24 protein-coding genes are annotated in these 26,009 nt (G+C 71.0%); 19 read left to right on the top strand and 5 right to left on the bottom strand.

Annotated elements, in window-relative coordinates; genetic code table 11:
- Nucleotides 1–97 precede the first annotated feature (97 nt).
- From OWR29_RS21160 to OWR29_RS21140, 5 genes are all read left to right on the top strand, one after another.
- Nucleotides 98–3,307, top strand: coding sequence for an efflux RND transporter permease subunit (locus OWR29_RS21160; protein ID WP_267564759.1), 3,210 nt, complete (start codon nucleotides 98–100; stop codon nucleotides 3,305–3,307).
- A gap of 63 nt (nucleotides 3,308–3,370) precedes the next feature.
- Nucleotides 3,371–4,591, top strand: coding sequence for an MFS transporter (locus OWR29_RS21155; protein WP_267564757.1), 1,221 nt, complete (start codon nucleotides 3,371–3,373; stop codon nucleotides 4,589–4,591).
- 26 nt (nucleotides 4,592–4,617) lie between these two features.
- Entirely contained in the window at nucleotides 4,618–5,520 is a 903-nt protein-coding gene (gene thrB, locus OWR29_RS21150; RefSeq protein ID WP_267564756.1) for a homoserine kinase, read from the top strand.
- A gap of 329 nt (nucleotides 5,521–5,849) precedes the next feature.
- On the top strand, nucleotides 5,850–7,883 hold the full coding sequence (gene rho, locus OWR29_RS21145; protein WP_267564754.1) for a transcription termination factor Rho: 2,034 nt from the start codon (nucleotides 5,850–5,852) through the stop codon (nucleotides 7,881–7,883).
- Nucleotides 7,884–8,017: 134 nt separating this feature from the next.
- A complete protein-coding gene (locus OWR29_RS21140) occupies nucleotides 8,018–9,184 on the top strand; it encodes a nitric oxide synthase oxygenase (RefSeq protein ID WP_267564752.1) in 1,167 nt (388 codons plus the stop codon).
- On the opposite strand, the gene OWR29_RS21135 is transcribed toward OWR29_RS21140, so the two are convergent.
- A complete protein-coding gene (locus OWR29_RS21135; protein WP_267564750.1) occupies nucleotides 9,168–9,770 on the bottom strand; it encodes an RNA ligase family protein in 603 nt (200 codons plus the stop codon). The two genes, OWR29_RS21140 and OWR29_RS21135, sit on opposite strands and share 17 nt — an antisense overlap.
- Nucleotides 9,767–10,231, bottom strand: a complete 465-nt coding sequence (locus OWR29_RS21130; protein WP_267564749.1) for an AAA family ATPase — start codon at nucleotides 10,229–10,231, stop codon at nucleotides 9,767–9,769. Before OWR29_RS21130 ends, OWR29_RS21135 begins: the two co-directional genes overlap by 4 nt.
- A 219-nt stretch (nucleotides 10,232–10,450) precedes the next feature.
- On the opposite strand from OWR29_RS21130, the gene rpmE reads away from it, so the two are divergent.
- Together rpmE and prfA are read left to right on the top strand one after the other, a co-directional pair.
- Nucleotides 10,451–10,675 carry a 50S ribosomal protein L31 gene (rpmE, locus tag OWR29_RS21125; RefSeq protein WP_267564747.1) on the top strand — a complete coding sequence of 75 codons (225 nt, stop codon included), beginning with the start codon at nucleotides 10,451–10,453 and terminating at the stop codon, nucleotides 10,673–10,675.
- Between the two features lie 79 nt (nucleotides 10,676–10,754).
- The gene (prfA, locus tag OWR29_RS21120) at nucleotides 10,755–11,846 is read left to right on the top strand and encodes a peptide chain release factor 1 (protein WP_267564745.1); all 1,092 of its coding nucleotides are present in this window, start codon (nucleotides 10,755–10,757) and stop codon (nucleotides 11,844–11,846) included.
- A 21-nt stretch (nucleotides 11,847–11,867) separates the two neighbouring features.
- On the opposite strand, the gene OWR29_RS21115 is transcribed toward prfA, so the two are convergent.
- Nucleotides 11,868–13,211: an outer membrane protein assembly factor BamB family protein gene (locus OWR29_RS21115; protein ID WP_267564743.1), complete on the bottom strand. Its 1,344-nt coding sequence runs from the start codon at nucleotides 13,209–13,211 to the stop codon at nucleotides 11,868–11,870.
- A gap of 8 nt (nucleotides 13,212–13,219) precedes the next feature.
- Entirely contained in the window at nucleotides 13,220–14,743 is a 1,524-nt protein-coding gene (locus OWR29_RS21110) for a GGDEF domain-containing protein (RefSeq protein WP_267564741.1), read from the bottom strand.
- A gap of 90 nt (nucleotides 14,744–14,833) precedes the next feature.
- Between OWR29_RS21110 and prmC the strand changes: the two genes are divergently transcribed.
- From prmC to OWR29_RS21090, 4 genes are read left to right on the top strand one after another with little or no spacing between them, the layout of a single operon-like run.
- Nucleotides 14,834–15,682 carry a peptide chain release factor N(5)-glutamine methyltransferase gene (gene prmC / locus OWR29_RS21105; RefSeq protein ID WP_267565107.1) on the top strand — a complete coding sequence of 283 codons (849 nt, stop codon included), beginning with the start codon at nucleotides 14,834–14,836 and terminating at the stop codon, nucleotides 15,680–15,682.
- 38 nt (nucleotides 15,683–15,720) lie between these two features.
- The gene (locus OWR29_RS21100; protein ID WP_267565106.1) at nucleotides 15,721–16,365 is read left to right on the top strand and encodes an L-threonylcarbamoyladenylate synthase; all 645 of its coding nucleotides are present in this window, start codon (nucleotides 15,721–15,723) and stop codon (nucleotides 16,363–16,365) included.
- A 1-nt stretch (nucleotide 16,366) separates the two neighbouring features.
- The gene (locus OWR29_RS21095) at nucleotides 16,367–16,960 is read left to right on the top strand and encodes an arsenate reductase/protein-tyrosine-phosphatase family protein (protein WP_267564739.1); all 594 of its coding nucleotides are present in this window, start codon (nucleotides 16,367–16,369) and stop codon (nucleotides 16,958–16,960) included.
- Nucleotides 16,957–17,904: an L-threonylcarbamoyladenylate synthase gene (locus OWR29_RS21090; RefSeq protein ID WP_267564737.1), complete on the top strand. Its 948-nt coding sequence runs from the start codon at nucleotides 16,957–16,959 to the stop codon at nucleotides 17,902–17,904. The genes OWR29_RS21095 and OWR29_RS21090 overlap by 4 nt, the downstream gene beginning before the upstream one ends.
- Here OWR29_RS21090 and OWR29_RS21085 read toward each other — a convergent pair.
- Complete coding sequence (locus OWR29_RS21085; protein ID WP_267564735.1) at nucleotides 17,897–19,351, bottom strand: SDR family oxidoreductase; 1,455 nt, start codon at nucleotides 19,349–19,351, stop codon at nucleotides 17,897–17,899. The genes OWR29_RS21090 and OWR29_RS21085 overlap by 8 nt on opposite strands.
- 80 nt (nucleotides 19,352–19,431) lie before the next feature.
- Here OWR29_RS21085 and glyA point away from each other — a divergent pair, with 80 nt between their 5' ends.
- The 8 genes from glyA (at nucleotide 19,432) to atpA (ending at nucleotide 26,007) form a co-directional block, all read left to right on the top strand.
- Complete coding sequence (gene glyA / locus OWR29_RS21080) at nucleotides 19,432–20,721, top strand: serine hydroxymethyltransferase (RefSeq protein WP_267564733.1); 1,290 nt, start codon at nucleotides 19,432–19,434, stop codon at nucleotides 20,719–20,721.
- A 172-nt stretch (nucleotides 20,722–20,893) separates the two neighbouring features.
- Nucleotides 20,894–21,295, top strand: coding sequence for a hypothetical protein (locus OWR29_RS21075; protein WP_267565105.1), 402 nt, complete (start codon nucleotides 20,894–20,896; stop codon nucleotides 21,293–21,295).
- Between the two features lie 209 nt (nucleotides 21,296–21,504).
- Entirely contained in the window at nucleotides 21,505–21,738 is a 234-nt protein-coding gene (locus tag OWR29_RS21070; RefSeq protein ID WP_267564732.1) for an AtpZ/AtpI family protein, read from the top strand.
- A 14-nt stretch (nucleotides 21,739–21,752) separates the two neighbouring features.
- Nucleotides 21,753–22,547: a F0F1 ATP synthase subunit A gene (atpB, locus tag OWR29_RS21065; RefSeq protein WP_267564730.1), complete on the top strand. Its 795-nt coding sequence runs from the start codon at nucleotides 21,753–21,755 to the stop codon at nucleotides 22,545–22,547.
- Between the two features lie 80 nt (nucleotides 22,548–22,627).
- Entirely contained in the window at nucleotides 22,628–22,858 is a 231-nt protein-coding gene (locus OWR29_RS21060) for an ATP synthase F0 subunit C (RefSeq protein ID WP_221375849.1), read from the top strand.
- A gap of 25 nt (nucleotides 22,859–22,883) precedes the next feature.
- Nucleotides 22,884–23,447, top strand: a complete 564-nt coding sequence (locus OWR29_RS21055; protein WP_267564727.1) for a F0F1 ATP synthase subunit B — start codon at nucleotides 22,884–22,886, stop codon at nucleotides 23,445–23,447.
- Complete coding sequence (locus tag OWR29_RS21050; protein WP_267564726.1) at nucleotides 23,447–24,268, top strand: F0F1 ATP synthase subunit delta; 822 nt, start codon at nucleotides 23,447–23,449, stop codon at nucleotides 24,266–24,268. The genes OWR29_RS21055 and OWR29_RS21050 overlap by 1 nt, the downstream gene beginning before the upstream one ends.
- Before the next feature lie 89 nt (nucleotides 24,269–24,357).
- A complete protein-coding gene (atpA, locus tag OWR29_RS21045) occupies nucleotides 24,358–26,007 on the top strand; it encodes a F0F1 ATP synthase subunit alpha (RefSeq protein WP_267564724.1) in 1,650 nt (549 codons plus the stop codon).
- Nucleotides 26,008–26,009: the final 2 nt, after the last annotated feature.

Here is a 26,009-nt window from a genome sequence, read left to right as displayed (position 1 = left end):
CTGGTGACGGACGGTACCAGTGCGCCCCGGCGGAAAACCATTTGTTCGTGTCGGGCAAACTATTAATGCTGGACGAACTTTTACCGGGGGAGCCACCATGTCCTTCCTGACCCGGCTGAGCCTGGCCAACCGAAGTCTCGTAGCCCTGATCGCGGTGGTGATCACGGGCTTCGGGCTGTTCGCCATCCCATCTCTGAAGCAGCAGCTGTTCCCGTCGATCGAGTTCCCCGCGGCCTTCGTGACCGCGACCCTGCCGGGCGCCGGCCCGGAAGTGATCCAGGACCAGATCACCGAGCCGCTCGAGGACGCGGCCAAGGGCCTCGACGGCATCGACAGCGTCACCTCGACGACCCGTGAGGGCCTGGCCACGGTGACCGTCGCCTTCGTCTTCGGCACGGACATCGACCAGGCGGTCAACCAGCTCACCACCGCGGTCAACCGGGTGCAGCCGCAGCTTCCGGACGACGTGACGCCGACGATCTTCGCCGGCGGCACCGACGACATCCCGGCCATCGTGCTGGCCGCGTCGGGCGGGGGCGACGAGAGCGAGCTGCTGGACAAGCTCAACGACACGGTCGTGCCCGAGATCAACGCGATCGACGGCGTGCGCGACACCCAGATCACCGGCGCCCGCGCGGCCCAGGTGGTGATCACCCCCAACCTGCCCAAGCTCACCGCGGCCGGGGTCAGCCCGCAGTCGCTCACCACGGTTCTGCAGCAGAACGGCGTGTCGGTGCCGGCCGGCGCGGTCAACGAGGGCAGCCGCTCGCTCACCGTGCAGGTGGGCAGCTCGCTCACCTCGATCGACCAGCTCAAGCAGCTCTACCTCACCGGCGCCCGGGGCCCGGTTCAGCTCGGCTCGGTGGCCACGGTCGAGAGCAAGCTGCCGGCCGCCACGGCGTACACGCGCACCGACGGCGTCAACAGCCTGGGCATCGCGGTCACGGCCCGGCCCGACGGCAACCCGGTCGACATCTCGCACGAGGTGCGGGACCAGCTGGCCGACCTCGAGAAGGCTTCCGGGGCCAAGCTGACCGTCGTGGTCGACCAGGCGCCGTTCGTCGAGCGCTCGATCGAGAGCCTCACCACCGAGGGCCTGCTGGGCCTGGTGATGGCCGTGATCGTCATCCTGGTCTTCCTCCTCTCGATCCGCTCGACGCTGGTCACGGCAGTGTCGATCCCGCTCTCGGTGCTGATCGCCTTGATCGCGCTCTGGGTCGGCGACTACACGCTCAACCTGCTCACGCTGGGCGCGCTGACCATCGCGGTCGGCCGCGTGGTGGACGACTCGATCGTCGTCCTGGAGAACATCAAGAGACATCTGGAGTACGGCGAACCGAAGGTCCACGCGATCATCTCGGCCGTCAAGGAGGTGTCGGGCGCGGTCACCGCCTCGACCCTGACCACCGTGGCCGTGTTCGCCCCGATCGCCCTGGTCGGTGGTTTCGTCGGCCAGATCTTCTCGTCGTTCGCCATCACCGTCACCGTGGCCCTGCTGGCGTCGCTGTTCGTGGCGCTGACCGTGGTGCCCGTGCTGGCGTACTGGTTTCTCAAGCCCCCGCCGGCCGACGCCGACACCGAGGCGATCCGCCGGGCCGCCGAGGAGAAGGAGCGGCGGAGCCCGCTGCAGCGTGGCTATCTGCCGGTGATCCGGTTCGCGACCAAGCGGCGCTGGACCACGCTGGCCATCGGCCTGGTGGTGCTGATCGGCACGCTCGGCCTGTCGACCCGGCTCGAGACCAACTTCCTCGACCAGTCGGGCCAGGACTCGCTGAACATCACCCAGGAACTGCCGGTCGGCACCAACCTCGAGGCCACCAACGCCGCGGCCAAGCAGGTCGAGGGCGTGCTGGCCGACACCGAGGGCGTCAAGACCTACCAGGTGTCGCTGGGCAGCGGCGGCGACTTCAACCCGTTCGCCGGTGGCGGCGGCGCCAGCACCGCCAGCTTCAACGTCGGCCTCGACGAGGACGCCGACGCCGTGAAGATCACCGACGAGCTGCGTGACAAGTTCGCCGCCATGAACGGCATCGGCGAGGTCAGCATCGGCGCCGACACCTCCGGGCTGGGCGGCGGCAACGAGCTCTCGGTGCAGGTCAAGTCGGCCGACGCCGAGGCGTTGAGCAACGCCTCGGACCAGGTGCAGAAGGCGATGACCGACCAGGGCCTGCTCGAGGTGAACAGTTCGCTGGCGGCCAGCGTCCCGCGCCTCGACGTCGTGGTGAAGCGTGAGGCCGCGGCCCGGGCCGGGCTGACCGAGGCCGCCATCGCGCAGAGTGTCGCGGGTGCGTTCCGGGCGGCCCCGGCCGGCCGGATCACGGTCGACGGCGCCAGCCAGGACGTGGTGATCTCGTTCGGCTCGGCGCCGGCCGACCCGGCCGCGCTGCGGGCGCTGCCGCTGACCACCGCCCGCGGTCCGGTGCCGCTGAGCACCGTGGCCGACGTCAAAGAGGTCAACGGCCCCGAGGAGGTCACCCGGGTCGACGGCGACCGCACGGTCACGGTGACCGGCACGAACTCCGGCTCCGACCTGGGCGCGGCCACCCGTGACCTGCAGAAGCGGCTGGACGGGCTGACCCTGCCGGGCGGCGCCACGGCGACCATCGGCGGCACCAGCGCCGATCAGGCCGAGGCGTTCCAGCAGCTGGGCCTGGCCGTGCTGGCGGCCATCGCGATCGTCTTCATCATCATGGTGGCGACGTTCCGCAGCCTCATCCAGCCGGTGATCCTGCTGGTCTCCATCCCGTTCGCGGCGACCGGCGCGATCGCCCTGCTGCTGATCACCGGGACCCCGCTCGGCGTGCCGGCCCTGATCGGTGTGCTGATGCTGGTGGGCATCGTGGTGACGAATGCCATCGTGCTCATGGACCTCATCAACCACTACCGGGCGGCCGGCATGGGCGTGCAGGAGGCGGTGATCGAGGGCGGCCGGCACCGTCTGCGGCCGATCCTCATGACCGCCATCGCGACCATCTTCGCGCTGATCCCGATGGCGCTGGGCCTCACCGGCGAGGGCGGCTTCATCTCGCAGCCACTGGCCATTGTGGTCATCGGCGGTCTGGTCAGCTCGACGCTGCTCACCCTGGTGCTGGTGCCGACGCTCTACACCATGGTCGAGAACAGCAAGGAGAAGCGCCGGCAGAAGCGCCTGGCCAAGCGGGGCACGCCGCCGGAGCCGGTGGACGAGGGCCAGGGCGAGGTCAAGGAGCCCGAGCCCGAGCCGCAGCCCAGCGGGGCCCTTCGTGGCTACACCGACCAGTTCGAGGTGCTGAAGATGCCCAAGGGCCCGAAGCCGGCCCAGGAGTAGCCCGAGCCCCCGGGCGACCGGCCGCCACCGGTCGCCCGGGACCGGGCAGTAACGTCCCTGTACGTGGCCACAGCGTTCTCGGTCGTTACCGGCAACCGCGACTTCCGGCGGCTCTTCGCGGCCGAGCTGGTCGTCTTCGGAGCCGACTGGTTTGTCATGATTCCGCTGCTGGTGCTGCTGCCGGAACTCACCGGCAGCGGCATCTGGGGCGGCCTGGTGCTCGCGGCCGACACCGGCATCAACGCCTTGCTGCTGCCCTACACCGGCACGGTGGCCGACCGGTTCGACCGGCGCAAGATTCTCATTGTCGCCAACGTCGCCGCGTTCGCCGCTGTTCTGCTGTTGTTCACGGTCCGGTCGGCCGCGACGGCGCCGCTGGCCCTGGTCGCGATCGGCGCGATGGCGGTGGCCAAGGCCTTCTACTCGCCGGCCGCCTCGGCCGCGCTGCCCAACGTCGTCGACCCGGAAGACCTGGCCGCGGCCAACACTGTCTCCGGCTCGGCCTGGGGCACGATGACGATCGTCGGGGCGTCGCTCGGCGGCGTGATCGGCGCGGCCTTCGGCCCGTACGTCAGTTTCGGGGTGACCGCCGCGCTGCTGCTGCTCGCGGCCGCGCTGACCGCCACCATCCGCCGCCCCATGCAGGCCGGCCGGGACGACAGCGTTCCCGCGCCCCGCACCCGGCACGCGTTGCGCGAGTCGTTCGGCTATCTGCGCGAGAATCCCCGCATCCGCGCCCTGGTGACCGTCAAGATGGCGGCCGGGCTCGGCAACGGCGTGCTCACCGTCTTCCCGCTCATCGCCGGGCTGCACGGCGCCGGCGTGCTCGGGGCCGGCCTGCTTTTCGCCGTACGCGGGGCGGGCGCACTGGCCGGGCCGTTCGTCCTGGGACCGGTGATCCGCCGCCGCTCGTGGCTCTTCCCAGGATTGGCGCTTTCGATGGCGCTGTACGGCATCGGTTATCTCGGCGTCTCGGTCACTCCCTGGTTCCCGCTGGTGCTGTTGCTGGTTTTCGTGGCTCACCTGGCGGGCGGGGCCAACTGGGTGCTGTCGAACTTCGCGCTGCAGGGCGAGGTGCCCGACCGGCTGCGCGGGCGCGTCTTCTCGACCGACCTCATGCTGGCCACGCTGGCCATCGCGATCAGTCAGCTGGGGGCGACGGCAGTGGTCGACATCGTCGACGAGCGGGTGATCCTGGCCGGCTGCGGCCTGGTCACTCTGGTCTACGCGGTCGTCTGGCGGATCGCCACCCGCCGGGTGGCCACGGGTGCGACAGTTCCGTGAAAGTGATCAAGCCCTAACATGAAGCGATGGCCCTGATCTTCGCCACCGAGCCGGTGTCCGTGCGCACCCCCGCCACCAGCGCCAACCTCGGTCCCGGCTTCGACGCGCTGGGCCTCGCGCTCACGCTGCACGACGACCTCACGGCCCGGGTCACCCCGGGCCGTTTCACGGTGACCGTGACCGGCGAGGGCGCCGGCGAGCTGCCCGGTGACGAGTCGCACCTGGTGCTGCGCGCGATGCTGGCCACCTTCGACGAGCTCGGCGAGCGCCCGCCCGGCCTGGCCGTGGAATGCGTCAACCGCATCCCGCAGGCGCGCGGCCTCGGCTCGTCCTCGGCCGCGATCGTCGGTGGCGTGCAGCTGGCCCGCGGCCTGGTGCGTAACGATCTGGACGACAACGACGCGCTGCGCATCGCGGCCCGGCTCGAGGGCCACCCCGACAACGTGGCCCCCTGCCTGCTCGGCGGCTTCACCATCGCCTGGACCGAGGGTTCCGGGGCGCGCGCGGTGAAGCTGCCGGTCGCCGGCGGCGTGCATCCGACAGTCTTCATCCCGTCCGAACGCGGCTACACCTCGTCGGCCCGCGCCGCCCTGCCCGCCGACGTGCCGCACGCCGACGCGTCGTTCAACGCGGGCCGGGCCGCGCTGCTGACCCACGCGCTGACCGGCGACCCGGCACTGCTCTTCCCGGCTACCGAGGACCGCCTGCACCAGGGCTATCGGGCCGAGGCCATGCCCGGCACGGCGTCGCTCGTCGCGTCGCTGCGCTCGGTCGGTGTGGCGGCTGTGGTCAGTGGGGCGGGCCCCTCGGTGCTCGCGTTGACCGAGGTCCCGGGCGATTTCCATCCGGGAACATCATGGCGCGCCGAGTCGTTGGGCGTGGATGGCGCCGGTGCTCTTGTCAAAGGGAGTATGGTGGAACTCGCCTAGCGGGGCCCTGTTGCCGCAGGTCGCACGAGTTGACTACGCTCAAGACCAAGCACACAGCCGCTAAGCGATCTCTGCGGTTCGGCGCGCACCCCCGAGACTTTTGTGGCCTTTCGGCCGTCTCACCTCCTCAAAGGCACACGCCGAGCAGCACCGAGAAGGTCGCTGCACTCGCCGAGACCTACTCGTCAAACCTTTGACGAGCAGGGACACCGTCGAGCTGCCGTGCTGCACAAAACTCCCGCATTGCTCATGCGAGGCGGGTACCGCGACACCCGGCCATCAGGCTGCAGAACCGGGCGTCTCGGGCTTTTTCCGACGGAAGGAATCCATTGAGCGACACCACCGACGTGACGTCGGGTGTTTCTGACGTCGCTGACGCCGGCGCCGGCACCACCGCGACCGCCACGAAGCGCCGCCGAGGCGGCACCGGGCTGTCCGCGATGCTGCTGCCCGAGCTGCAAAGCCTCGCCGCGTCCCTCGGCATCTCGGGCACCGCCCGGATGCGTAAGGGCGAACTGATCACCGCGATCACCGAGCGTCAGAGCGGCGGAGCCCCCGCCGAGAGCGCGCCGCGTCCGCGCAGCAGCCAGGCCGCCAAGCAGGCTCCGGCGTCCGCCGAGGCCGAGGCCCCCGCGCCCGTCGTCGCCACGGCCCCCGTGGCCGCGGCGGCCAAGGTCGAGCCGCCGGCCGCCGCGCCCTCGGACGCGCCCACCGGGCCGATCGAGACGACGCCGACCGTGGTCGCGACCGCGCCGCCCGAGGCGGCCGAGGCTCCGGCCGCGCCCGCCGAGGGTGGCAGCCGCCGCAGCCGGGGTCGCGACCGTGACCGCGAGCCGCGGGCGGACCGCGAGCCGCGCGATTCGGCCGCCACCGCCGTCGAGGCCGAGACGACCGAGCGTGCCGAGCGCACCGAGCGGCCGGACCGGGGCGAGCGCAACCGCGACCGCAACGACCGCGACCGCAACGACCGTCAGCGGGGCGACCGCGACCGCAACGACCGGGACCGCAACGACCGTCAGCGCGGCGACAACCGGAACGACCAGGGTCGCAACGACCAGGGCCGCAACGACAACCGCGATGACGACGACGACAACGACGGCGAGGGTGGCCGCCGCAGCCGCCGCAGCCGGTTCCGTGACCGCCGGCGGGGTCGCGACCGCGACGGCAACGAGGGTGGCGGTCAGCGCGACGGCGGCCGCGAGCCGCACGTCAGCGAGGACGACGTGCTCGTCCCCGTGGCCGGCATTCTCGACGTGCTCGACAACTACGCCTTCGTCCGCACGACCGGTTACCTCTCCGGCCCGAACGACGTGTACGTGTCGATGTCGCAGGTCAAGAAGCACGGGCTGCGCCGCGGTGACGCGGTCACCGGCGCCGTGCGGGCCACGCCCCGCGAGGGTGGCGGCGGTGACCAGCGGCGCGACAAGTACAACCCGCTGGTGCGGCTGGACACCATCAACGGGATGGAGCCCGACGAGGCCCGGCGCCGTCCGGAGTTCTACAAGCTCACCCCGCTCTACCCGCAGGAAAGGCTGCGTCTCGAGACCGAGCCGCACATCCTGACCACCCGCGTCATCGACCTGGTCATGCCGATCGGCAAGGGCCAGCGGGCGCTCATCGTCTCGCCGCCCAAGGCCGGTAAGACGATGGTGCTGCAGGCGATCGCCAACGCGATCACCCACAACAACCCCGAGTGCCACCTGATGGTCGTGCTGGTCGACGAGCGGCCCGAAGAAGTCACCGACATGCAGCGCTCGGTCAAGGGCGAGGTCGTCGCGGCCACGTTCGACCGGCCGCCGCAGGACCACACCACGGTCGCCGAGCTGGCCATCGAGCGGGCCAAGCGCCTTGTCGAGCTGGGTCACGACGTGGTCGTGCTGCTCGACTCGGTGACCCGGCTCGGCCGGTCGTACAACCTGGCCGCGCCGGCCTCCGGCCGCATCATGTCGGGTGGTATCGATTCGACGGCGCTCTACCCGCCGAAGCGGTTCCTGGGCGCGGCGCGCAACATCGAGAACGGTGGCTCGCTCACCATTCTCGCGACCGCGCTGGTCGAGACCGGTTCGATGATGGACACGGTGATCTTCGAGGAGTTCAAGGGCACGGGTAACGCCGAGCTCAAGCTCGACCGCAAGATCGCCGACAAGCGGGTCTTCCCGGCCATCGACATCGACCCGTCCGGCACGCGCAAGGAAGAGATCCTGCTCGGCAAGGAAGAGCTGGCGATCATCCACAAGCTGCGCAAGGTGCTGCACTCGCTCGACTCCGGTGCGGCGCTCGACCTGCTGCTCGACCGGCTCAAGCAGACCCGGACCAACGTGGAGTTCCTGATGCAGATCGCGAAGTCCACGCCCGGCGAGTAAAAGCCAGAAAAGGGCGCGGCCTCTCGGCAACGAGGGGCCGCGCCCTTTTTGTCGCACAAACTGTGTGTGCGACACCGGGCAAAGCCGTGCGAATCTCCTCGGGCTGTAAAACACAGACGGTTGGGGGAGGCCCGATGACAGTGCCTGGTTACCGGGACGAGCCGGCCGAACCGTGGGATCCGTCCGCGCCGGCCGATCCGGGCGAGGCCGAGGACTTTCTGCGGCAGTGCTACACCGCGAACCAGCGGCTGGGGCCGGTCGAGCCCCGCCTGGCCATCGTGCGGGCCCAGATCGCGGCCACCGGAACCTACGTGCACACCACCGAGGAACTCGCCTACGGCGCGAAACTGGCCTGGCGCAACGCGAGCCGGTGCATCGGCCGTCTCTACTGGCGCAGCCTCGTCGTGCTCGACCGGCGCCGCGCGCGGACCGCCGACGAGATCTTCTCGCTGCTCGTCAACCATCTGCAGACCGCCGGCGAGGGCCAGATCCGGCCGGTCATCAGCGTTTTCGCCCCGGCGCAACCGGGTCAGCCGTACGCCCGGGTCTGGAACGAACAGCTCATCCGGTACGCGGGTTATCGCGGCGCCGACGGTTGCCCGGTGGGTGACTCGCGGCAGGAGCAGTTCACCGCGGCCATGCGGGGCTACGGGTGGCGCGGCAAGGGCGAGCAGTTCGACGTGCTGCCGCTCGCGATCGAAACCCCGAATGAGGGCGTACGCCTTTACGAGCTGCCCGAACGGGCCATCCGCGAGGTCCCGCTGACGCATCCCGAGTACGGCTGGTTCGCCGAGCTCGGCCTGCGCTGGCATGCCGTACCGGCCATCTCGAACATGCGGCTCACCGTCGGCGGCGTGCACTACCCGCTGGCCCCGTTCAACGGCTGGTACCTGGGCACCGAGATCGGCGCCCGCAACCTGGCCGACGCCGACCGCTACGACATGCTGCCGGTGGTGGCGGCCCGGCTGGGCCTGGACACCAGCCGGGAGTCGACGCTGTGGCGCGACCGGGCCCTGCTCGAGCTCAACGTGGCCGTGCTGCACTCGTTCGAGAAGGCCGGCATCAAGATGAGCGACCACCACACCGAGTCGCGGCGCTTTCTCAAGCACCTGAGCAACGAGGAGAAGGCCGGGCGGCGCGTGCCCGCCGACTGGACGTGGATCGTGCCGCCGATGTCGGGCGGGATCACCCCGGTCTTCCACCGCTACTACGACGAGATGGACCTGCGGCCCGCCTTCTACCTCGACGAGGAGGCGTCGGCGCTGGCTCGGGACGGGTGTCCGGTCAGGCGAACTCATTGACGGCGAAGTCGTCCGGTTCCGGAACGCGTTTGTGCTCCGCGTGCACCCAGGCCAGCACCTTCACCGCGAACTCGGCGGCCGGGATGCGGCCGGCCGCGCGGACGACGTACCCCTCGGAATTGCGCGGCGTGCGGCAACCGGCCCAGGCCGCCCGGGCCTCGGAGATGCTGCCGCCGCGATAGAGAACCGGCACCACCGGCAGCTCCAGCCGTCGCGCCCAGTCGACCGTGTCGTCCCAGCCGAGCAGCGTGTCCGTCTCGTCCCAGATGCCGAAGACGATGAAGACGCCGGGCAGGTCGGAGTACGCGATGCCCCGGCGGGCCCACATCGACTCGCCGCAGACCCGCCAGTCGTCCGGGATCCGGTGCGACGTCATGGCCCACAGCGCCTTGGCCGGGCGGTCCCAGGGCCGCGCGTCGTCGCCGGGTGAGCGGCCGTGGATGGCGTCCCGGGTGAAGGTGAGGAGGCCGCCGTCAAGCTTCTCGGTCACCACCAGCTCACCGTCCAGCCAGGACAGATCGGGCTGCGTCAGGTCGCCGGCGGCGCCGGACGAGCCGGGCAGGTGGTGGGTGCGCGGGTGCGTCACCGCTCGGGTTCTCCGGTCTCGGCGTACGGGAGTGGCAGCGGAAGAGTACGGCCGGCCAGGTACTGCTGATGCATGCGGCGGATGCCGGCCTCACCGACGTGGTCGGCCGGGTCGCGTCCGGCGTCGCGGCGGATGCATTCCTCCAGCGGCACGCCGGTGAAGTCGTGCACCTCGAACGTCGCCTGATGCCGGGCGGCCAGGGTGGCCCATCGGCGTACGACCTCGGCCCCGAGATTGGTGTCGTCGACGATCACACTGACGCCCTTGCGTAACAGCGCCTCGACCGACGCCCGCTGAACCAGGGTGACCTCGCGCTCGGCCCGGTCGGTGTAGAGACGCCGGCCGTGCAGCATGCGGCGCAGGTCGTCGCGGTTGACCCGGACCACGTCCGGCTGGAGGGCGCGGGCGAACGTCGTCTTGCCCGACGCCGGCAGGCCCCGCGTGATCAGAAGTTTCGTCATGTCTCCGCGCCCCCGGAGCAAGAGATTACCTGGGCCGCCGCCCGCCAGAGATTCGGGCAAAACGGACGGGAATGCCCGGTTCGGGGTGGGCGTTGACACCGCAAGTCACGCCGATTTCGCCTGGACGCGGCGGCATGGCAGACTGGTACATCGGCCAGAAGGTTCCGGTTCCCGCTTCGATGCGACCCGGCGACCACTTTTCGAGAGGGACCGAGAAACATGAAGAGCGGCATTCACCCGGAGTACACGACCACCGAGGTCATCTGCTCCTGCGGCAGCACTTTCACGACCCGCAGCACCGCCAAGGGCGACGAGATCCGCGTCGAGACCTGCAGCGCCTGCCACCCGTTCTACACCGGCAAGCAGCGCGTCCTCGACACCGCGGGCCGGGTCGCGAAGTTCCAGGCGAAGTACGCCAAGGTCAACGCCGCGAAGAAGAAGTAACTGCTTCAACGGCGCCCGTTCCCGACCCGGGGGCGGGCGCCGTTCGCATGTCGGCCGGAATTCGGTGAGGGAGAGACCCGTGAGCAACGATCGGCTGAGCAGCCTTCTCGACGAGTACGCCGCGCTCGAGCAGCGGATGGAAGACCCCTCCATCCACTCGGACCAGGCCCTCGTGCGCCGGGTCGGCCGACGCTTCGCCGAGCTGGCCCCCATCTACGCCGCCCACGCCGAGCTCGAGGCGGCCCGGGCCGACCTGGCCGCGGCCAAGGAGCTGGCGGCCGAGGACCCGGCCTTCGCGGCCGAGGTCGAGTCGGTCGCGGCCGCGCTGCCGCCGCTGGAGGAGAAGCTGGGCGAGATGCTGATCCCGCGCGACCCCAGCGACGCCAAGGACGTGATCATCGAGATCAAGGCGGGCGAGGGCGGCCAGGAATCGGCGCTGTTCGCCGGCGACCTGCTGCGCATGTACACCCGCTACGCGGAGCGCCGGGGCTGGGCGATCGAGGTGATCGACTCGCAGGAGTCGGACCTCGGCGGGGTCAAGGACATCTCGATCGGCGTCCGCACCAAGGGTGTGCCCGAGGGCGGTCACGGCGTCTGGTCCCGCATGAAGTGGGAGGGCGGCGTGCACCGGGTGCAGCGCGTTCCGGTCACCGAGTCGCAGGGCCGCATCCACACCTCGGCCGCCGGCGTGCTGGTGCTGCCCGAGGCCGAGGAGGTCGAGCTCGAGATCGCGCCCAACGACCTGCGGATCGACGTGTTCCGCTCGTCCGGTCCCGGTGGCCAGTCGGTCAACACCACCGACTCGGCCGTGCGGATCACGCACATCCCCACCGGCACGGTGGTGAGCTGCCAGAACGAGAAGAGCCAGCTGCAGAACAAGGAGTCGGCGATGCGCATCCTGCGCTCCCGGCTGCTGGCCATCGCGCAGGAGGAGGCGGACGCGGCGGCCTCCGACTCGCGCAAGGCCCAGGTGCGCACGGTCGACCGCTCGGAGCGGATCCGCACCTACAACTTCCCGCAGAACCGGATCACCGACCACCGCATCGGCTACACCGCGTACAACCTCGACCTGGTGCTCGGCGGCGAGCTCGACGGCGTGCTGGACGCGCTGGCCGAGGCCGACCGGGCGGCCCGGCTGGCCGGCGAGACCGAGATCGGCCGCCGCCCGTAACGCACCCGCCCGTGAGCGGGCTCACCGGACGGCCAGGACCTCGTAGCTGTCGCCCCGGTTACAGGCCAGGATGCCCGGCCGGACCGCGCAGGGCGGCCCGCCCACGGGGGCGATCGTGCCCAGCAGCCACGACCGCCCGGTTTCCAGGTCCCACCGGGTGACCGCGGTGCGGCCCTGCGGCGACACCGTGGGGCGCAGCACGATGGCCGTCCGCCCGGTCATGCCGTCCCAGGCCAGGGTGCCCGCGAGCGGCGCACCGACCGGGCGGCCGGTGGTCGCGTCAAGCAACTGCATCTCGCCGTTCTCGGTGCCCTCGCCGGCCACCATCCGGTCGGCGCTCAGCTGCCAGGCGTTGGTGACGTCGGGCAGCCGCCAGCGCTCGACCCCGGTGACCGGGTCGTAGGCCACCACGCCCTGGCCGCCGTTGAGGCAGAGCGCGGCCCCGCACGCGAACGCGTAGCCGTCGGTGTGCGAGGTGCGCCACAGCTCGGCCATAGTGTCGAGGCGGTAGACGCTCATGTCGAACGTGTTGGCCTGCGATCGGTTGACCACCAGGACGTCGCCGGTGCCGCTGAGGTCGTTGAAGTAGCCCTCGTCGGGCCGCGGCGTGACCCAGGGGATGCGGGCCGAGGTGATCAGCGCGCCCGAGGCGTACGAGTAGACCTTGACCTCGCCCTGGTCGGTGGCCGTCACGACCTTGTCCGGGCGGTCGGTCATCGGCAGCGAGACGTAGCTCCGGACGCCGACGGTGTCGCGGCTCCAGATCGTGGCGCGGTCGCTCAGCCGGATCAGCCGCAGCCGTCCGAGCGCGGCTGTCGGACTGAACTCGGTCATCAGGGCGGTGTCGCCGTTCACCGTGTACGGTTCGCCCCCGGTCCGCCACAGCTCTTCGCCGGTGCGGCTCGAGACGGCGATCGTCGCGCCGTGCACCTCGGCCTCGAACGTCGTGCCGTCGCCGGCCGACGGCAGCTTGAGCACCTGACTCTCGGTCGGGATCAACAGCACCCCGGCCGCGTCGGCCGGTTGGATGTACCCGATGGCGCCGTTGACGCGGCGCTGCCAGCGGACCGCGCCGGTGGCCAGGTCGTGTGCCGTGATCGTGGTGACGGCATCGGCCGTGCGATAGACGAAGAGGGCGTCGGCGCCCAGCGCCGTGCCCTGCGCCTCGGCCGTCGAGACACTCCACAACGGACGAAGGCCCTCGGCCCGCGGCACCTCGGAACCGGCCAGCACGACCGCGCACAGCACCACGGCCAGGGCCAGCGCGACCTGACGGACGAGCCGGCGGTCGAGACCGGGCGAACCCGCGGGCTCCGGCCGGTCGCCGTCGGCCGTGGGCATCTCGCCGAGCTCGATGGTGCTCATGGCGGAAGCTAGGTCATCTCGCTGAGCGGGCGGCTGGGCAGGCGGTTCGCCGCGGCCGCGGCGAGGGCGGCGCTGAGCGTACGCCCGTTGGCGCCCACCTCGGACCAGCCCGCAGCCAGGCTGATCGGCGTGCCCGGCACCAGGATCTGCCAGTTCTCGGCGTTGGTGGCGGCGGCGATCCGGCGCGACACCTCGGCCGCCTGGGTGGTGCCCGCGCCCGGCAGCACCACCACGAATTCGTCGCCGGCGAACCGGGCCACGAAGTCGCCCCGGCGCATGACCCGGCTCAGCACCCCGGCGATGCGCTGCAGCACCAGGTCGCCGCAGTGCCGGCCGTGCCGGGCGTTGACCTCGGTGAAGCCGACCAGGTCGCACACGCCGATCGCCGCGCGCTCGCCCCGGGCCAGCATGGTGGCCACGTAGCGTTCGAGCTGGCGGCGGTTGGGCAGGCCGGTCAGCGGGTCGGTCAGGGTCTCGTCGCCGTAGCGGCCGGCGTCGCGCTGCGTCTCCTGCGCGTCGAGCCGGGCCGCGACACCGTCCAGATAGCCCTCACGCAGCCGGTCGATGCGCTGGGCGGCGAGCCGGAACGCGTACCGGTCGGCGGCGTGGGCGGCGGCGTGGTCGCCCGCCGCCGCGTGGCAGATGCTGCGCAACCGGGCCGGCTCGGCCGCGCCCAGGATCTCGGCCGAGACGGGCACCGAGTCGAGCATGGACAGAGCCAGTTCCGGTTTGCCGCCGGCCAGGGTGAGGCAGACCTGGCCGAGGTGGCGCAGGTCGCGGGTGCGGATGCTGTCGCCGCCGCCGGTGAGCCAGGCGGCCGCGTCGGCGCTGGTCTCTTCGCCCAGGGCGGCCCGGCGGGCCAGCGAGTAGCCGTAGGCCGCGCGGCTGCCGGGACGCAGCTGGTCGGCCCCGATCGACACGTAGCGGGCCAGTTCGACGTCGATGTCGCGCAGCACCCGCAGGCAGCCGTCGGTGTCGCCCTGATGGTCGAGCGAGACCGCGTTGCGCAGCCGGATGCCGGGCGCCGCGAAGATTTCGGGGGCGATGCCGGCCGCCACGCCGACCTGGCGGGCCTGCTCGATGGCGGTCAGCGCGTGGCCGTGAAAGCCCAGATAGGAATACGCCATGGCCAGGTCGTGCCAGCCCCAGGCCGTCTCGGAGTCGTTCTCGCGGACGGCGGCGAGCGCGCGCGACGCCTGCACCAGATGGGTCACCCCACGGTCCAGATTGCGCTCGAGGTGGGCGCCGAGCGCCGCGAACGCGTGCATCTGGCCGCGCAGATACGGGTCGGGGAGCTCGCGGACGGCATTGTCGGCAGTGGTCATGGCGGCCGCGAGATCGGCGATGCGGCCCAGGTTGATGAGCGCGCCGAACCGCTGGACCAGCGCGTAGGCCCGGGTCATGGGGTCGGTGGCCACGGCCAGCACGTCGTCCAGGATCGGCAGCGCCTCGGCCGAGCGGCCGTTCTGCTGCAGCCCGTTGGCCCGGCGCAGCTCGTCGACGTTTTCCGCGAGCCGGTCCAACCAACTCACCAGGCGCCTCCCACCGGTGCCGCGCGTCAGGTCGCCGACCCGGCCGGTCGGCGTCGCACGTGACGTGGAGATGATTATGCCGTGCCGGACTTGGAAAACATCTCCCGATCTTCGCTGAGCGCCGCCCTGGCAAGCGCGGTGGCCGATCTCGCCGCCGCCGGGATCGCATCGCCCCGGGTCGATGCCGAGCTGCTGGCCGCGCACGTGCTGGGCGTCCCACGTGGGCGGTTGCTGCTCATGGACTCGTTGCGGGCCGACGAGCTGAGCCGGTTCACCGCCCTGGTGGCCGAGCGGGTCAAGCGGATCCCGCTGCAACATCTGGTCGGCACGGCCGCCTTCCGGCATCTCGAACTTCAGGTGGGCGACGGCGTCTTCGTCCCACGACCCGAGACGGAACTCCTCGCCGGCTGGGGGATCGAGCACACCGCGCCGGGCGCGACGGTGGCCGACCTGTGCAGCGGGTCGGGAGCGATCGCGCTCGCCGTGGCCGACGAGGCCCGGCCGGCCCGGGTGGTCGCGGTCGAGCGGTCGCCGGCGGCGCTGGCCTACCTGCGCCGCAACGCGGCCGGCTATCCGGTCGTCGAGGTGGTCGAGGGTGACGTGACCGATCCGGGCGTGCTGGCGGAGCTGCGCGGCGCCGTGAACGTGGTGCTCTGCAATCCGCCCTACGTTCCCTCGGCCACCGAGGTGCCGGCCGAGGTCGGCCTCGACCCGGCCGAGGCGGTCTTCGGCGGCGGGGACGGCCTCGAGGTTATCCGGCCGGTCATCGCGCTGGCCGCGGCCCTGCTGGAGCCGGGCGGCGTGGTCGGGATCGAGCACGACGACGTGCACGGCGAGGCGGTCCCCGCGCTGCTGCGCGCCGACGGCCGGTTCGCCGAGGTGGCCGCCCATGACGACCTCACCGGGCGGCCGCGCTACGCGACGGCCCGGCGCACCTGATCGATGCGCTCTCTTCGCATGGCAGACTGCACGGTGTGATGCTCTACGACTGCCGTACCACCGCGGACCGGGATCGCGGCATCGCCGCCGCCGTCGAGGCGGTCAAGAGCGGTGAGCTGGTCGTCATGCCGACCGACACGGTGTACGGCGTCGGGGCGGACGCGTTCACCCCGCACGCGATCACCGCGCTGCACCACGCGCGCAGCGTCACCGACTTCGTTCCGCCGCCCGTGCTGGTCGGTTCCCGCCACACGCTCGACGGCCTGGTCTACTCGCTGCCCAAGGCGGCCCGTGAGCTGGCCGACGCGTTCTGGCCGGGCGCGCTGACCCTCTACGTCGAGCATTCGCCCAGCCTGCAGTGGGACCTGGGCGAGACCGGCGGCCGCATCGCCGTGCGCATGCCGCTGCACCCGGTCGCGCTCGAGGTGCTGCGCGCGGTCGGCCCGATGGCGGTCACCACGGCCAACAAGGTCGGCTCGCCCGCGCCGGCCACCGCCGAGGCGGCGCGCGACCAGCTCGAGTACGCGGTCCGGGTCTATCTCGAGGCGGGCCCCGCGCACGACCCGGCGCCGAGCACGATCGTCGACGTCAGCGGCGAGGCGCCGCAGGTGCTGCGGGCGGGCGCGATCCCGATCGAGAAGCTGCGCGACGTCGTGCCCGAGCTGCTGGCTCCGGAGGCCTGAGGTGGCCCCCTTCACCGTCCTGCACATCTGCATGGGCAACATCTGCCGGTCGCCCATGGCCGAGCGGCTGCTGGCCCGGGCCGTCCGCGACCGGGCCGGTGAGCAGGGCGAACAGCTGGTCCGCAGCGTCAGCGCGGGCACCGGTGGCTGGCACGAGGGTGAGGAGATGAACCCGCCCGCGGCCCGGCAGGTGCTGGCCCGGGGCGGCTCCGACGACGGCTTCGAGGCCCGCAAGCTGCGCGGCGACTTCATCGACGAGGCCGACCTGATCCTCACCGCCACCGCCGACCAGTACGACTACGTGGTCGCCCTGCGCCCCGACGCGGCCGCCCGCACGTTCGTCACCGGCGAGTTCGGCCGGCTGCTGGCCGGGGTCGACGCGAACGCGCTGCCCGCGGCCGAGCCGAAGCCCGACGCCGTGCACGCCCGCGGGGTCGCCATCGTCGAGGCCGTGCGCGTCCTGCGCGGCGACGACGGTCCGCGCCCGGGCGACGACCTCGACGACCCGTGGGGCCGGGGCGATTCCACCTTCCAGCGCATCGGCGACGAGATCGAGGACACGACGGTCCCGTTCGCCGTGCTCCTGCTGCCGTGACGATCGTCCGGCCCGACGCCGACGGGTTCCGGCGCGCCGTCGAGGTGCTGCGGGCCGAGTCGGTGGTCGCCTTCCCCACCGAGACGGTCTACGGCCTGGGCGCCGACGCGTTCTCCGAGAAGGCGGTGGGCGAGATCTACCGGCTCAAGAACCGGCCGTCCTGGAACCCGCTGATCGTGCACGTGGCCAACGTCGAGGCCGCCCGTGAGCTGGCCGAGTCGTGGCCGCGCTCGGCCAACGAGCTGGCCGCGCAGTTCTGGCCCGGCCCGCTCACCCTGGTGCTGCCCCGGGCCCGGCACCTGTCCGGCGTCGGCGCGAGCAACGACACGATCGCCATCCGCATCCCCGACCACGAGGTGGCCCTGCGGCTGCTCGAAGAGTCCGGGCTCGCGCTGGCCGCGCCCAGCGCCAACCGGTCCGAGGGCATCTCGCCCACCACGGCCGAGCACGTGCTGCGCAGCCTGCCCGACGTGCCGCTGGTGCTCGACGGCGGGCCGGCGTCGTGGGGCATCGAGTCGACGGTGATCGACGTGACCGGCGACGACCCGCGGCTGCTGCGGCCGGGCGCCATTCCGCTGCGGGAGCTGCGGGACATCGCCGGGCCGATCATCCTGCCCGAGGACGACGGGCCGTCGGACGGGGCCGTTCGCCCGTCGCCGGGCATGAGCCGCCGGCACTATGCGCCCCGGGCCCGGCTGGTGCTGGTTGATGACGTACGGGAAGAAGCCCGCGACGAATCGGTCGGTGTCCTCACCTATGAGACGGCCGGGGTCGAGGGCGCCGAGGTTCTTTCCGGCGATCCGCGCGAGTACGCGGCCGACCTCTACGCCGCCCTGCACCGCCTCGACGACGCCGGCGTGACGACGATCCTGGTTCAGCAGCCGCCCGGCACCGAGGACTGGCTGGCCGTCCGCGACCGCCTGGGCCGAGCCGCCGCTAAGTAGCGGGGGACTCGGCGCCCCGGGCGATGTTGCGGGCCATGCCGTTGAAGATGAACCCGTGGAAGGGCAGCACCGAGGCCCAGTACGCGTGCCCGGCCAGCCCTCGCGGCAGGAAGATGGCCTTCTGCCGATAGACGCTGCCGCCTTTGCCGTCGGGCGACGCGCACATCTCGAGCCAGGCCCGCCCCGGCACCTTCATCTCGGCCCGCAGCCGCAGCACCTTGCCCGGCTCGACCTCCTCGACCCGCCACCAGTCCAGCGCCTCGCCCACCCGCAGGTGCTGCCGGTCGCGCCGCCCCCGGCGCAGCCCGACCCCGCCGACCAGCCGGTCGAGCCAGCCGCGGACCGACCAGGCCAGCGGGAACGAGTACCAGCCGTTGTCCCCGCCGACCCCCTCGATGACCCGCCACAGCGCATCGACCGGGGCCTTCACCTCGCGGCAGCGCTCGTCGACGTAGATGCTGCCGCCCGACCAGGCCGGGTCCGAGGGCAGCGGCTCGGCCGCCCAGTCCCGGCCGGCCGCGTTCGACCAGCGGGTCTCGACGTTGGCGTCGCGGATCTTGCCGAGCGCGACCCGGACCGACTGCTCGAAGCCGAGCGGCTCCTCCGGCGAGTACTCGCGGATGTCGTCCTCGTGGGCCACCGCCTCGTGGATCAGGCTGGCCACCAGCGGGCGGGCGATGGAGTTGGGCACCGGCGTGACCACGCCGACCCAGTGGGCCGACAGCCACGGGCTCAGCGGGCGCACCGGCAGGATCACCCGCTTGCGCAGGCCGGCCACATGGGCGTACCCCTGCATCATCTGGGCGTACGTCAGCACGTCCTTGCCGCCGACGTCGAAGCCGCGGTTGACCTCGGGCGGCAGGCCGGCCGCGGCGATCAGGTAGCGCAGCACGTCCCGGACGGCGACGGGCTGGATCCGGTTGCTGACCCAGCGCGGGGTCACCATGATCGGCAGGCGCTCGGTGAGGTGGCGCAGCATCTCGAACGACGCCGAGCCGGAGCCGATGATCACCGGAGCCCGCAGCACGGCCGTCGGCACCCCGCTGGCCAGCAGAATCCGCGCCACCTCGGCCCGCGACCGCAGGTGCGGGGAAGGTTTTTCGTCCGGCGGCGTCTCGGGACCGCCCAGGTAGACGATGCGCGAGACGCCGGCCGCCTTGGCCGCCGCCGCGAAGATCTCCGCCGCCTGCCGGTCCAGCTCCTCGAAATTCTTCTGGCCCAGCGAATGCATCAGGAAGTACGCCACGTCGACGCCCTCCATGGCCGCGGTCAGCGTCTCCGGCTTGTTGAGATCGCCCTCCGCCACCTCGACCTGGCCCACCCACGGGACGTCGCGCAGGCGGCCCACACTCCGGGTCAGACATCGCACCTCGTGGCCGGCCTCGAGCAGGCGGGGCGCGAGCCGCCCGCCGATGTATCCGGTCGCACCGGTCACCAAGCACCGCATAAACGCAGACTGTGCCCTCGAAAGGCCCCTGGTAAGCCATATGCTCGAAACCGGCGACGTTGCCTACTCGGGGAGGGCACGTGGACACCTTCTGGGGGCCGGATTTCACCGCGCTCGAGCGTGCCGATCCGGAGATCGCCCACGTCCTGCTGGCCGAGGTCGACCGTCAGCGCGGCGGGCTGCAGCTGATCGCCAGCGAGAACTTCACCTCCCCGGCCGTGCTGGCCGCGCTCGGCTCGACCCTGGCCGACAAGTACGCCGAAGGTTATCCGGGCGAGCGCTACTACGGCGGTTGCGGCGAGGCCGACCGCGCCGAACGGCTGGCCGTGGAGCGCGCGAAAGAGCTGTTCGGCGCCGAGCACGCCAACGTCCAGCCGCACTCGGGGGCGGCGGCCAACCTCGCGGCGTACGCGGCCCTGGCCGAGCCGGGCGACCCGGTGCTGGCCATGGAGCTCTCGCACGGCGGCCACCTGACCCACGGCAGCCGGGTCAACTTCAGCGGGAAGTGGTTCCACCCCATCGGCTACCGGGTCTGCCCCGACACCGAGCAGATCGACTACGACGAGGTACGCGACCTCGCCCGGGCCCATCGCCCGAAGATCATCATGTGCGGGGCCACCGCGTACCCCCGCCTGATCGACTTCGCCCGGTTCCGCGAGATCGCCGACGAGGTGGGCGCCTACCTGGTGGTCGACGCCGCGCACTTCATCGGCCTGGTGGCCGGCCGGGCCGTCCCGTCGCCGGTGCCGCACGCCGACGTGGTCACCTGCACCACGCACAAGGTGCTGCGGGGCCCGCGCGGCGGGATGATCCTGTGCCGGGCCGAGCTGGCCCAGCGGATCGACAAGGCCGTCTTCCCGTTCAGCCAGGGCGGCCCGATGATGCACGTGGTCGCGGCCAAGGCGGTGGCCCTGCGCGAGGCGTCGCTGCCGGGTTTCCGCACGTACGCCCAGCAGGTCGTCCGCAACGCCCAGGCGCTCACCGCCGGGCTGACCGCCGAGGGCATGCGGCCCGTCTCCGGCGGCACCGACACCCACCTGGCCCTGGCCGATCTGCGCGGCCTCGGCGTGTCCGGCCGGGACGCCGAGGCGAGGTGCGAGCTGGCCCGCATCACCATCAACAAAAATGCCATCCCGTACGATCCGGAGCGACCCGCGGTGGCCTCGGGCATCCGGGTGGGCACGGCCGGCGTGACCACCCAGGGCATGCGCGAGGGCGAGATGCGGCAGATCGCCGGTCTGATCGGCGTCGCCGTGCGCAGCGATCCGGACACGACGGCCGGGGCCGCCCGGCTGGCCGACGCCGCGGACGAGGTGGCCGGCCTGGTGCGCCGGTTCCCGGCGTACGGCCGGCAGGAGGTGATGGCATGAGCGACTGCACCGGAATGAGCGAAGCGGTTGTCGGGCCAGGAGGGCATGCCGCAGGAGGCTCAGCGTGAATACCGAGATCGACGAGTTCGAGCTGGAACGACAGCGGGCGCTGGCCTTCCAGCGTGAGCAGGCGAAGAAGCAGCAGGAGGAGGACGACCTCCCCCTGCCCGACCTGCCGCCGCTGCCCGCCGACCCGCGCTGGCGGGTGGCCCACCTGCCGTTCCTCAGCGCCGTCTCGTTCGCTCTGCTGATGTGCGCCGCGTCGGCCGGCTTCTTCGCCGGGGGAGCGCCCGCGGCTCTGGGCGCCGCCGCCGGCGTGCTGATTGTGACGGTTAGTTTTACGATGTCGACGCTCGTCATTGCGTGGGCCGACACCGTGCGACCGGCCCTGCTGATGCCGCTGGCGTTGTTCACCTACGTGCTCAAATACAGCGCGCTGGGCGTCGTGCTGGCATTCGGGGTTTCGGCCCAATGGCCGGGCAAGAACGCGCTCGGGTGGGGAATTGTCGCGGGCGTGGTGGTCTGGACGGCGGTCCAGGCGTGGTGGTTCCACAAAGTGAGTCGCCCGAACTGATCGTCTTGCGGGCGTTTCGCCTCGTCAGCGCACCATTCGTGGTTTGTTGACCACGAAACGGTGACGTGAACGCTTATGGCTTGTCGGGTTATGGCGAAGGGGGAGTACCGTGTCCTTCCAGTTGCGGGATCCCTGACGCCTGGACAGCTTCGGTTGTGCGGGGGGTCCCGCTTAGCCTTGTCTTTCCTGCTGATATCGTTCGGGCCGTCATGACCGGTCAAGAACCTCCCAGGAAACCCAGCGGTGACGACGACCAGCCCCCGCCCGACACGGGCATGGGAATGACGGCGGTCGCTTACCTTCTCTCGGGCATGTTGGTGTGGGGAGCGATCGGTTGGCTGGTTGATCACTGGGTCGGCACTTCGGGCATCTTCGCCGGTATCGGCGCTGTCCTCGGTGTCGGCGGCGGTGTCTACCTCATCGTGCGCCGTCTTGGCGCCTGACAGGAAGGGCTACGGTGATCGGTCAGTCGATCGTCCTCGCAGCGGATGTTCCGTTCCCGCCGAGTGTCGAGGACTTCTACCTGCCCAGCATCCTGCCGTGGAACGAGCACAACTCGTACTGGTTCACCAAGATCACGGCGCTGATGTGGGTGTCGGTCGCCGCCATCATCATCTTCTTCCTGGTCACGTACCGGAAGCCGCAGTTGGTGCCGACCAAGAAGCAGTGGCTCGCCGAGAGCATCTACGGCTTCGTCCGCAATAACATCGCGGTCGACATGCTGGGCAAGCGCGGCGTCAACTTCGCGCCTTACCTCACGTCGCTGTTCGTGTTCATCCTGCTGATGAACTTCTGGGCCATCGTGCCGCTCGCGCAGATCTCGCCGAACTCGCACATCGCGTTCCCGGCCATCCTCGCGGTCATCAGCTACGTCATGTTCATCTACGTCGGCATGAAGCACCACGGCGGCTTGAAGTACTTCAAGCACGCGCTGATCCCGCCGGCGCCGTGGTTCATCCTGCCGCTGCTGATCCCGATCGAGTTCTTCTCGACGTTCCTCGTGCGGCCGTTCTCGCTCGCCGTCCGTCTCTTCGCCAACATGTTCGCCGGCCACATGCTGCTGCTGGTGTTCACGCTGGGCGGCTTCGCGATGCTGAACGCCAACGTCTGGTTCGCGCCGTTCTCGATCGTCTCGTGGGCGATGACCATCGCCCTGACCTTCCTGGAGTTCCTGGTCATCTGCCTCCAGGCCTACGTCTTCACGGTGCTGACCGCGAGCTACGTCCAGGGCGCGCTCGCCGACGAGCACTGAGCAGTTCCCGCTTCACCCCGCAACACCCCGTTTGTCGTCCCGCGTGAACACGTCACGCGAGATACCAGGAGGATCCTGAAATGCTTCTCGCCGAAGTTGTCGGTAGCACCGCCGCCATCGGTTACGGCCTCGCCGCCATCGGCCCCGGCATCGGTGTGGGTCTGGTGTTCTCGGCCTACATCCAGTCGACTGCCCGTCAGCCGGAGTCGTCCCGCCTGACCCTGCCGTACGTCTGGATCGGCTTCGCGGTTATCGAGGCGCTCGCCCTGCTGGGTATCGCCTTCGGCTTCATCTGGGCCGGCTCTGTCTGACGTGCAGCCTCGTTAGGAGGTGTCCATGATCACCGAAGTTCTGACCGTCGCCGCCGAAGAGGGCGCCACGGAGCACAACCCGATCATCCCGCTCTGGCAGGAGATCGTTGTTGGCACCATCGCCTTCGCCATCCTCTGCTTCGTCCTGATGAAGTTCGTCTTCCCCATGATGGAGAAGACCTTCGCGGCGCGGGTGGACGCGATCGAGGGCGGCATCAAGCGCGCCGAGGCCGCCCAGGCCGAGGCCAACCAGCTCCTCGAGCAGTACAAGGCCCAGTTGGCCGAGGCTCGCACCGAGGCCGCGCGCATCCGCGACGAGGCCCGGGCCGACGCCGAGGGCATCCGGCAGGACATCCTGGCCAAGGCGCGGGAAGAGTCCGACCGGATCATCGGCGCGGGCCAGGAGCAGCTCGCCGCGCAGCGCGAGAGCATCGTGCGTGAGCTCCGCTCCGAGGTCGGATCGCTGGCGGTCGACCTGGCCGGCAAGATCGTCGGCGAGAGCCTTGCCGACGAGGCGCGCAGCCGGGGCACCGTGGAGCGGTTCATCAACGAGCTCGGCACGGCCGGCTCGGCGGGCGGGCGGCGCTGATGGCGTCGAGCGTCAGCCAGCAGGCCACGGCCGAGGCCAGCGCGAAGTTCGCCGCCGGCACCGCCTCGGCCACGGCCGCGCAGGTCGCGACGGCCGCCGACGAGATCCTGTCGGTGGCCGGCCTGCTCCGGGCCCAGCCTCGGCTGCGCCGGGCGCTGATCGACCCGTCGCGCCCGGGCGCCGACCGGGCCGGGCTGGTCCGCTCGCTGCTGTCGGGCAAGGTCTCCGAGGTCGTGCTCGAAACGGTGGGCACCCTCGTGGCGGGCCGGTTCTCCCGGCCGGCCGAGCTGCTCGACAGCGTGGAGCGGCTCGGCGCCGACGCCGTGCTGGACGCGGCCGGCAAGGACGGCAAGCTGGCCGACATCGAGGACGAGCTGTTCCGCTTCGGGCAGATCGTCTCGGGCAACTCCCAGCTCGCCGTCACGCTCAGCGATCCAGGTGCGCCGATCGAACGCCGCGTTAAGCTGGTGGAGGACTTGCTCAAGGGCAAGGCCCAGCCGGCCACGGTGCGGCTCGCCGAGATCGCCCTCGAGGGTTTCGGGGGCCGTGGCTTCGAGTCGTCGTTGACCCGGTTGGTGGAGCTGACCGCCGCCAAGCGCGACCGTGAGGTCGCGTACGTGACGGTCGCCAAGCCGCTCACCGACGCCGACGAGCAGGCGCTGGCTGCCAAGTTGTCCGACATCTACGGCCGTGCGGTCTCGCTGAAGGTCGACGTCGATCCCGCGATCATCGGCGGCGTCAGTGTCCGGGTCGGCTCCGACCTCTACGACGGCACGATCCTGCGCCGGCTCAACGCCGCCAAGCAGGCATTCGCGAAGTAGTTTTTTCCCTCGGCCGGTCGCGGAAGCAGCCCGGTTGAGCAGGCCCCTCGGTGGCGGGAACGTCCCGAGCTAGACAGAGAAGGCAGAGGATGGCCGAGCTGACCATCTCCTCGGACGAGATCCGGGGGGCGCTAGAGCGCTACGTCTCGTCCGCTACGCATGAGGTCACCCGCGAAGAGGTCGGCATCGTCTCCGATGCGGGCGACGGCATCGCGCACGTCGAGGGTCTGCCCTCGACGATGGCGAACGAACTGCTCGAGTTCGAGGACGGCACGCTGGGTGTCGCCCTGAACCTCGACGTCCGTGAGATCGGCGTCGTGGTCCTGGGTGACTTCGCCGGCATCGAGGAGGGCCAGCAGGTCAAGCGGACCGGCCGTGTTCTCTCGGTCCCGGTCGGCGACGCCTTCCTCGGTCGTGTGGTCGACCCGCTGGGCCGGCCGATCGACGACCGTGGCGAGATCACCAACGAGGGCTTCCGCGAGCTCGAGCTCCAGGCCCCCAACGTGATGGCCCGGCAGCCGGTGAAGCAGCCGCTGCAGACCGGCATCAAGGCGATCGACGCCATGACGCCGATCGGCCGCGGCCAGCGCCAGCTGATCATCGGCGACCGCAAGACCGGCAAGACGACGGTCGCGATCGACACGATCATCAACCAGCGCGCCAACTGGGAGTCCGGCGACCCGGACAAGCAGGTCCGCTGCATCTACGTCGCGATCGGCCAGAAGGCGACCACCATCGCCTCGATCCGCGGCACGCTGGAGGACAACGGCGCGCTCGAGTACACGACGATCGTCGCCGCCCCGGCCTCCGACCCGGCCGGCTTCAAGTACATCGCCCCGTACACCGGCTCGTCCATCGGACAGCACTGGATGTACAACGGCAAGCACGTCCTGATCGTCTTCGACGACCTGACCAAGCAGGCCGAGGCCTACCGCGCGGTGTCGCTGCTGCTGCGCCGCCCGCCGGGCCGCGAGGCCTACCCGGGCGACGTCTTCTACCTGCACTCGCGTCTGCTCGAGCGCTGCGCCAAGCTCTCCGACGAGCTGGGTGGCGGCTCGATGACCGGTCTGCCGCTGATCGAGACCAAGGCCAGCGACATCTCGGCCTACATCCCGACCAACGTCATCTCGATCACCGACGGCCAGATCTTCCTCGAGACCGACCTGTTCGCCTCGGGTGTCCGCCCGGCCATCAACGTCGGCACCTCGGTGTCCCGCGTCGGCGGCTCGGCGCAGGTCAAGGCCATGCGTTCGGTCTCCGGCCGCCTCCGCCTCGACCTGGCCCAGTACCGCGAGCTGGAGGCGTTCTCCGCCTTCGCCTCCGACCTCGACCGGGCGTCGCGGGCGCAGCTCGAAAAGGGCGTCCGCCTGGTCGAGCTGCTCAAGCAGCCGCAGTACTCGCCGTACTCGGTGGTCGACGAGGTCATCGTGATCTGGGCCGGCACCACCGGCCAGCTCGACGACATCCCGGTCGGCGACGTGCGGCGCTTCGAGCAGGACTTCCTGGGCTGGATCAAGCGGCACCGCAGCGACACCTACACGGCGATCGACTCGACCGGCCTGCTGTCGGACGACGACGTCGAGAACCTGCAGAGCGGCGTGAACGAGTTCAAGGAGCTCTTCAAGCGCGGCGAGACGGGTTCCGCGGTCAACGAGAACCCGGCCGAGCCGCTGGAAGAGGGCCGCCAGACCCGCGAGACGGTGACCCGCGAGGTTCCCCGCGCGACGGAAGACAAGTAGTC

The sequence above is a fragment of the Paractinoplanes pyxinae genome (assembly GCF_026626335.1).
Taxonomy (GTDB): Bacteria; Actinomycetota; Actinomycetes; order Mycobacteriales; family Micromonosporaceae; genus Actinoplanes; species Actinoplanes pyxinae.
Note: the sequence above shows the minus strand (reverse complement) of the source record. Positions and strands in the feature narration are given on the sequence as shown.